This is a genomic window from Halostella salina (assembly GCF_003675855.1).
Classification (GTDB): domain Archaea; phylum Halobacteriota; class Halobacteria; order Halobacteriales; family Natronoarchaeaceae; genus Halostella; species Halostella salina.
Window position 1 is genome coordinate 368,083 of sequence record NZ_RCIH01000004.1, and the last position, 7,250, is coordinate 375,332.

Below are 7,250 nucleotides of genomic sequence, written 5' to 3' on the forward strand. Positions count from 1 at the left end.
ATATCTTGGCAATTTACAACTACTATGGCACCAGATCAAACCTGACATCAACATACTTATTCGCCGTTCATCGATACACCAATTCACATGGTCGAGACCCGGGTCATGTCGCTACTCGTTATGGGGGCGATCATTACCACTACTCTCGCATCCGGTCCGGTCGTCCCGCTCGATTTCACGACCTACGACCATCCCTGTCAGGATGGGGTTTTTTCCAGTAACGGGAGCGCGACGATCGAGTCGCCGTCTCTCCCTAACTCGGGATCGCTCTCCAGGTCTGAATTCGGTGCTGACGTGTATCGTTTGACCGTCCCGGACGCGGAGGTGACAGCGATGGATGTTCGGGGCTGTTCAAGAGTCACATACGAGATTAGCATCGACGTCCTCAACGTGAGTTCGTATGCCGTCACAACTATCCACGACGGCTCTCCTGATACTATCCCCATTTCGTTGCCACAAACGTCGTTTAGCCCGGACCGTATAGCGGACGACAGCTACGACGCCGAACTCCGACTGGTGTACCACGGCGAGGAGAACGGTACGACCGTCGAACGAACGATAACCAGTCGTAACATCACTGTGAAGGTCTCGGAATGACCCGCGTCTCGCGGTACCGGAACCGTCTAGACAATGGCTGGGACCAAGTGGTCGCCACAGTCCGCCCATACGGCCGCCGCGTGTTCCGGGACTACCGGGGCCTGTTCGTGTTCCTGCTCACCTGTACCGCGGCGATGCTGCTCTGGCGGACCACGTTCTCGATCAACGACAACCTGACCGTGGCCAACGGGCTGGTGGCGCTTAGTGACGGCCGCCTCCACGTCGTCAAGGCGACGTACGGCAACACCCTCGTCACTCCCGGAATGGCCGAACTCGACGGCCGTGCGTATCCACGAAACTTCGCGCACATCGTCGTCGCACTCCCGGTCCTCTGGGCGTTCGACCTCGTCGCCGCCGTTGCCGACGTTCGTATCGCTCTCGCCGCGCTGTGGTCCCTTTCGCTGTTCGCCACCGTCAGCGTCGGCGGACGGCTGGTCGGCCGCCACCGGACGGTCCACCTGCTCGGCGGTGCGCTCGCGCTCGCCACGTTCGCCGCCAGCGTGGCGACTGCGACGCCGTTCCCGTACGAGCACCTCGCCTACCCCGCGCTGCAGTTCGCGACGGTTCTCGCTGCGGCAGCGTGTGCGCTCGTCGTCTACCGGCTCCTCGCTCATGCCCACTCGACGGACATTGGACTCGCGGCCGGCGTCGCCGCCGGCGTCGCCTCGCCGGCGCTGCTCTGGGCGACGATTCCGAAACGGCACGTGCTCACGGCACTGTTCGCGCTCCTGACGCTCTACTGCCTCTACTGGAGTCGTACGGCCGACAATGACTCGACGTATCGCCGGTATAGAGCAGTCGCCTACGTACCGGTGGGACTGACTGCTTGGCTGAACGCGTCGGAAGGGCTGGTGCTATTTGTCGCGCTCGTCGTCGCCGACTTCGTTACTGCTCGGGACAACAGTATCCGAACGGTTGCGATCGTCAGTGTGGGGTTTCTCCTCTCGCTGATCCCGTTTCTGCTGACGAACTACCTCCTCTCGGGGGATCCGTTTGCCCCACCGCGAATGCTGGACCGATACGGTGGTGAAGCGGTCGGAGGAACCGTGACCGAAGAGATTCCGGGCGCATCGGAGGGGAGTGGCGACACTGGTTCTCAATCCGGGGACGGCCTTCTCGACGGTATTCGGACTGGCGTCTTGTCTCCGGTATTCAGCATACTCGACAGAGCGATGCTCTTTGTGACATTTCTCGAATACGGCGTGACTGCTTCGATTCAGGAACCACAGCGATTGTATCACACTTTCGTACGAAGTGGATACTTCGATTTCTCGTCGCGCGGTGCGACCGGGCTCGCGATCAACGTCGCGTTTCTGGAGGCGCTTCCGATCGCAGGTGCGCTGGTCGCTGCACCATTCGTCGTCGGTCGGTCGCTCTATCGTCGACTATCGGCGAGTGTCCCGCTGGAGTTTCGGTCTCGACCGACCGCTACTGCCGACATCTTCGCCGTGGTGTACGTGATTCTGATCATGCTGCTCTACATTCATAGACTCCCACTCTACTCCATGCTGACCGTCCGGTTCATATACCCGCTGTTCCCACTTGCGGTCTACGGCGTCGCACGCCTGCCCGCTGTCCGGACGACGGTGGCCGAGTGGGGAACGTGGCTCAGCTTAACCTACGCCGGGAGCGTCTTCATCGGTGGACAGTTGGCCGTACTCGGGGTCGCGCTGGCGAACTACACCGCCGACGAGGCGATACAGGGACTCGCACTGCTGGGGCTTGTCGTCGCGTCGGGGATCGCCGTCTGGAGCCTTTTAGGGGCCTTCGACCGCGTGGACGGTCGGGCCGGGGCCGTACTGCTCGGTGTCGGAAGCGGGTTAGCGACCGTTCTGATGATCACCTTTGCGGTTTCGTTTTTCGGTCCGACCGCCGATTTCGCCCTTCCGATCGTGCCCTGATACGTCCCCTGTTCTCCGGGTGCCAGGCAAGACTGGACTATCGGGGACTGAGCCAGTCGGTCTGAGTGGTTGTCTCTCAATGGAACCGGGACTCGACGATCTGTGGCCACAGCACTCCGGTCCGTACCCGCGTGCGCTACTCCCGCAGATACCACGGAACCGTCCTCCCCACGTGACTGCGATGTAATGCTTCCCCCTTCGCTCGGCGCCGCGTCTCGTTCAAATCCCGCGGCCGTTGCTATTCGTGCTCACTTCGTTCACACAGAATAGCGGGCGCGACGGGACTTGACCATCGCGCTTGCTTCTACTTTTCTGGGTTCGTGATTCATGATTTTATCTCTGAATCTCACTCCATCGCCGATCTGCCTTCTCGCGCTTCGAAGCGCGGTCGTAGTGCTTATCGAGGATCTGCGTGGACGCGTCGAGGCGGTCCGACACGATCCCGCGGGCGATCCCGTCGTTGCGGTACTTCGTCACCCGTGCCTTTCGCAGGTCATGCGGGGACCGCGTCGACGGGCACTTGCACGCCGTGTTGTAGCTCGTCCACTCGCAGGTGTCCGGGTCCTTGTCGTGGGGGCACTCGTCACCGATCTGGCACGGCTTCGTCCACCGATACACGATATTCCGCATCGTCGACGGATTGACCCGCCCCTGCTTCGTCGTCACCAGCGGGTGCCGCCCCTCGTCGTCGGTCTGCCGCTCGCGGGGACCGTCGATGTAGTCCTGAAGCGTCTGCGCCACACGGTCGCTCACCCGGTTTACGCGCTCGCCGCCACCGTCGTTCTTCAGCGGCGTTCCCGACTCCGGGCGGTGAACGAACTCGACCGTCGGCTTCCGGCCGTCGAGGTCGAGATCCCGCAAGTCGAGCGCCCGGACGCCGCCGAGTCGCGCGCCCGTGTGCCACAGCAGCAGGAAAACGACGTGGTCCCGGCTCGCGTACTCGTACCGGTCCAGGTATTCGAGGATCGGCGGGATCCGCTCGGGGACCATCTGACTGTCGCTCACTTCGTCGCCCGGCGACAGACTCGGCAGCGGGACCTTCAGGTACAGGTCCTCGTGGACCGCCTCGATCTCCCCGCAGAACCGCAGGAACGACCGGACAGTGGTCAGCACCGAATGCAGCGTCTTCGGGGCAATATCTTCGTCCTGCCCCTCGGAGTAACCCCCCTCACGCCGCCACACCCGGAAGTGGTACAGGTCGCGGCCGGTCAGCTCGTTCATGTTGTCGATCCCGCCCTCCTCGCGGCACCACTCGACGAACGCCCGGAGGTGACTCCGGTGCGACTTCCGGGTCCACTCCGCTGAGTCGTCGCGCATCGAATCGAGGTGGATCTCGACCGCCTGCTCGGGCGTGATCGGCTCCAGGTCGTCACTCACGGCGACCACCCAGCACGTCGATCGCTTCCTGAAGCGTTTCCTCGTCAGCGCCGTTTGCCAGGTGTAGAACCTCGCGGACCAACCGATCGCGCTTACTCTCGTGGTCCGGCCACGGCCACGGCGTCCCGCGGACCTCCATCCACAGGCGGTACATCGCGTGTTCGCCGAAACCGATGTCGACGCGCTCGCCGTCGGCCGTCGAGACCGCCAAGGTGAACTCGCCCGGTCGGTTCTTTCCTGCCGGACCGTAGCTCACGCACGGGTCCGTATCGCGGGCCTCCAACTCTCGGGTCACGCTGATCCCTCCTCGCCGAGCGTCGCCTGATCGTCGTCGATCCCGCGGCGCTGGGTCGGCTGGATCTCCCGCAGGTCGTCGGCCCATCGCTCCAGGCGTTCCTGTACCTGCTGCATCTTTGCGTCGAGTTCGTCGACGGTGGCCGCCGACACACTCGCCTTGATCTTGTCGCGGTCGTCCGTCGACGTGCCGCGGGTCATCTGCACCGTGATCTCGATCCCGTCGTCTTCGTCGCTCATGCCGTCACCTCCGGATCAGTCACGTACTTGAACCCGCGACTCGGCGGGTCATCGGGCAGCTCCTCGTCGGTCTCCTCCAGTGGGGTGAACACGATCCGGCCCTCCTCGACGGTGCCGATGACGCCGCGGGCGATCACGCGCTCGCCGTCACTGAAAAGGACGGTCCGGCCCGGCTCCGTCCGCCGGGGCGTGCCGCTGACACGCCAGTACGGCGCGTGGCCGACCACGACTTCGCCCTTCATCTTGTGCGCGAGCGTGTCGCGGTCGGCCTGAATCAGCACGTCGTAGGTGTCGCCGGTCATGCTGACCTCCCTTCGTACGGCCCGTACGGCGTCTCCAGTTCCACCTCGTCGCGCTCCCGGAGGTTCCCGGTCGCCCGGTTCCGGAGCTTGTGAAACACGCCGTCGGACCCATCCCTACGAGCGCACTTCTGACACCAGAAGTGGTGATTCGTCGGCTCCCACGACCGATGACCGCGGGGACACACCCATTTCCACCGATCCGACTTATCGTCCAACGCGATGGTCGCTCGACCAGTCATCACCGGCGACTGACGAACGGCATGGCAAAAGGCCGAAGCCTTACGGGGGTAGTGAAAGTGAAACTGAACGTGTTGCGGCCCAAAGCCCACAGATTCGACAGGTCGGTGTGCCGTACCTGTCGAACCGCGGTTTAGTAGGCGGGTGAAAGTGCTATGCTGTCGTGCCGGGGATTTTTCCCGGCGCGGACTGCTTGCTTGCATGGGTTTCTCGGAAACCCGCTCGGGCCGGTGCCCCAAACACCGGTCCGACTTTCCTTCGGAACCAACTGGCCCGAGCAGCGTCTCCGTCACCCGACAGTATCACCCTGGGGTAATAAAATTTGATACTGTATGGTATTACAAACGGCCCAAATAGTATTACCTATCGGGATGTCACCCGGAGTTATGGCTGTTGAATGTGACTCTCGGGCGAATGCGCCCGCTGGTGTCGTGGATGACTAAGTCCGATCCCGCGCTCCTCGAATTCTTCGAGGAGGTCGGTATTGCGATGCCGCCAGCGGTGGTTTCGTACAATATTGATGGGGTGTCTCACCCGACCGTGAAACGGCGGCTTCCGCTTCTGGAAGAAAACGGGCTGCTGGAAAAGGTTGACTCGGACCGGGGATACTACCGCATCACGGACCGCGGCCGGGCGTACCTCGCCGGCGACCTCGACGCCGACGATCTCGAAACGTAGTCGGATGAACGACCGAACCACGCCGACTGAAAGCGCCGCTGCTCGCTCACTCGTCGAGCGCCGGAACGTCGATCTCCTGTTTCGCCGTACTCCACTTCCCCCAGTAGTTGATGTAGGTCTGGTGTGAGAACCGGCCGTGTTCGTCCATCTCGGAAATTGTCGGTAGCTTGCCGAGTTCACGGACAACCCTGCGGAACTCCTCCCGAAGTTCGTCTTTCGTCACGCTGTCCTGTTGCCGGGGTTCGATCCCGGCAGCGCGTAGCATCCTGTTGTAGTTGCCAAACACGTTCATGACCGGTGTTTCGGAAAACTCGGCTTCGGCGAGAAACTGCTCCTTCGTCGGGGTTTCGTCGAACCGTGGGACGATGTCGTGACACGCCTCGGCCATCTCGGAGGGATGCCACTCGAAGGAGCGCCGAAGCGTGTGGACAACGCCGCGCGTCACCAGGATCCCATCGTCGGTCAACTCGACGGGATCGGTCGCCACGTTGTCGACCAGCTCGGCGACCGCCTCCCGGAGCAACTCGGAGAGGGACTCGCCCATCACAGCCCACCAGTCCGCGTCGTCATCGAGTTGCCGGTGATCGAGATCGTAGACTCGGCGCGCAAACTCCTTCCGGGCGAACCGGGGCGCATCGTCGAGGAAGTCGGGGAGTGACGCGTCACCTTCTGCTCCGTGTGGAACGCCGAGGACATGTAGCACGCGACCGAGCACCGAACCGTCTTCGGCCGGCTCTATCTCCGTCGCCCGCTTCGCGTCGTTGACGTGGACAGTTCTGGCGTCGACCCCGAGCGCCTGAAGATCCGACCGGATCAGTCTCCCCTCCTCCAGCGTCGGCATAGTCCACCGCGGGATCCAATTTTGATTCAGCGACCCCGCGGCGATCAGTGCGGCAGTAAGGAGAATCAATGGAATGACCGGCTCGTCTGCGTAGTTGAGTCCAATCCATCCGCGTTCTCGCGCACGGTCGACCCCGCGTTTGGCGTCGGGGACGCTATCGCCGTCGACCCACTCCCGGAGCCGGTTCCGCGGCAAGTTGAGTTCCGAGGCGACGGCCTGCGATCCGGCGGGTTTGTTGTCTGTCTGGCGTCGGTTCGACGTTTCTATGGCTAACTCGTACTGGGACACCAGCTCGTCTGGCCCGACATCGGTTGGCGGCGAATATGTCTCAACGAATTCTTGGGGGTCAACGAGCGTCCGCATCACTGAGATAGTTGCCAGAGTGTGATAAATCGCTATTGATTGATTCGTGCCGGAGAACGCCTAAGTGGCCACTTCAATCGGCCCTTGAGAGATAGATATCGCTTCTTGTATCCCTTTGACCCGACTAATCAGTAGACAAGTATAAATGGATCCGATGTATCGGTGGGACTGAGCATCGGCGTTCGCAGAACGGCGACGGCGCGGGGATGGCTTGATCGCTCCCTCGCGCGTCATGGTATCAATTGGGATACCTACACTTAGTCGTTCTGTCTCGGCGGTGCGATACAATCAAACGGCTCTGGTGAATCGCCATACTGTGCTTGATTTCACGATTTCACTGCTCGCTTGATGTTGTAAACAACACATTTCAAGACAAGTTCACGAAATTCTCGGTACCACGTTCGCGCACGCACGGCGACG

At 62.0% G+C, this 7,250-nt stretch carries 9 protein-coding genes and 1 pseudogene; 3 read left to right on the forward strand and 7 right to left on the reverse strand.

The features are described from left to right. Nucleotides 1-87: 87 nt before the first annotated feature. Entirely contained in the window at nt 88-597 is a 510-nt protein-coding gene (locus D8896_RS10465; RefSeq protein WP_121822037.1) for a hypothetical protein, read from the forward strand. Further along, nucleotides 594-2,498: a hypothetical protein gene (locus D8896_RS10470; protein WP_121822038.1), complete on the forward strand. Its 1,905-nt coding sequence runs from the start codon at nt 594-596 to the stop codon at nt 2,496-2,498. Before D8896_RS10465 ends, D8896_RS10470 begins: the two co-directional genes overlap by 4 nt. A gap of 333 nt (nt 2,499-2,831) precedes the next feature. Here the strand turns inward: D8896_RS10470 and D8896_RS10475 are convergent, their stop codons facing one another. The 5 genes from D8896_RS10475 to D8896_RS10495 are packed head-to-tail and all read right to left on the reverse strand — an operon-like array spanning nt 2,832 to nt 4,950. Further along, nucleotides 2,832-3,875, reverse strand: coding sequence for a tyrosine-type recombinase/integrase (locus tag D8896_RS10475; protein ID WP_240452013.1), 1,044 nt, complete (start codon nt 3,873-3,875; stop codon nt 2,832-2,834). Continuing rightward, entirely contained in the window at nt 3,868-4,170 is a 303-nt protein-coding gene (locus D8896_RS10480; RefSeq protein ID WP_205596801.1) for a hypothetical protein, read from the reverse strand. The genes D8896_RS10475 and D8896_RS10480 overlap by 8 nt, the downstream gene beginning before the upstream one ends. Beyond that, nucleotides 4,167-4,409: a DUF7389 domain-containing protein gene (locus D8896_RS10485; RefSeq protein ID WP_121822039.1), complete on the reverse strand. Its 243-nt coding sequence runs from the start codon at nt 4,407-4,409 to the stop codon at nt 4,167-4,169. Before D8896_RS10485 ends, D8896_RS10480 begins: the two co-directional genes overlap by 4 nt. Beyond that, nucleotides 4,406-4,711, reverse strand: a complete 306-nt coding sequence (locus D8896_RS10490) for a hypothetical protein (protein ID WP_121822040.1) — start codon at nt 4,709-4,711, stop codon at nt 4,406-4,408. The genes D8896_RS10485 and D8896_RS10490 overlap by 4 nt, the downstream gene beginning before the upstream one ends. Next, nucleotides 4,708-4,950, reverse strand: a complete 243-nt coding sequence (locus D8896_RS10495) for a hypothetical protein (protein WP_121822041.1) — start codon at nt 4,948-4,950, stop codon at nt 4,708-4,710. Before D8896_RS10495 ends, D8896_RS10490 begins: the two co-directional genes overlap by 4 nt. 412 nt (nt 4,951-5,362) lie before the next feature. Here D8896_RS10495 and D8896_RS10500 point away from each other — a divergent pair, with 412 nt between their 5' ends. Next, nucleotides 5,363-5,626, forward strand: coding sequence for a helix-turn-helix domain-containing protein (locus D8896_RS10500; protein ID WP_121822042.1), 264 nt, complete (start codon nt 5,363-5,365; stop codon nt 5,624-5,626). 46 nt (nt 5,627-5,672) lie between these two features. Here D8896_RS10500 and D8896_RS10505 read toward each other — a convergent pair whose 3' ends face one another. Further along, on the reverse strand, nt 5,673-6,830 hold the full coding sequence (locus tag D8896_RS10505) for a homing endonuclease associated repeat-containing protein (RefSeq protein ID WP_121822043.1): 1,158 nt from the start codon (nt 6,828-6,830) through the stop codon (nt 5,673-5,675). 326 nt (nt 6,831-7,156) lie between these two features. Further along, nucleotides 7,157-7,250 (reverse strand): annotated as a pseudogene (locus tag D8896_RS10510) (IS5/IS1182 family transposase); the annotation flags it as partial.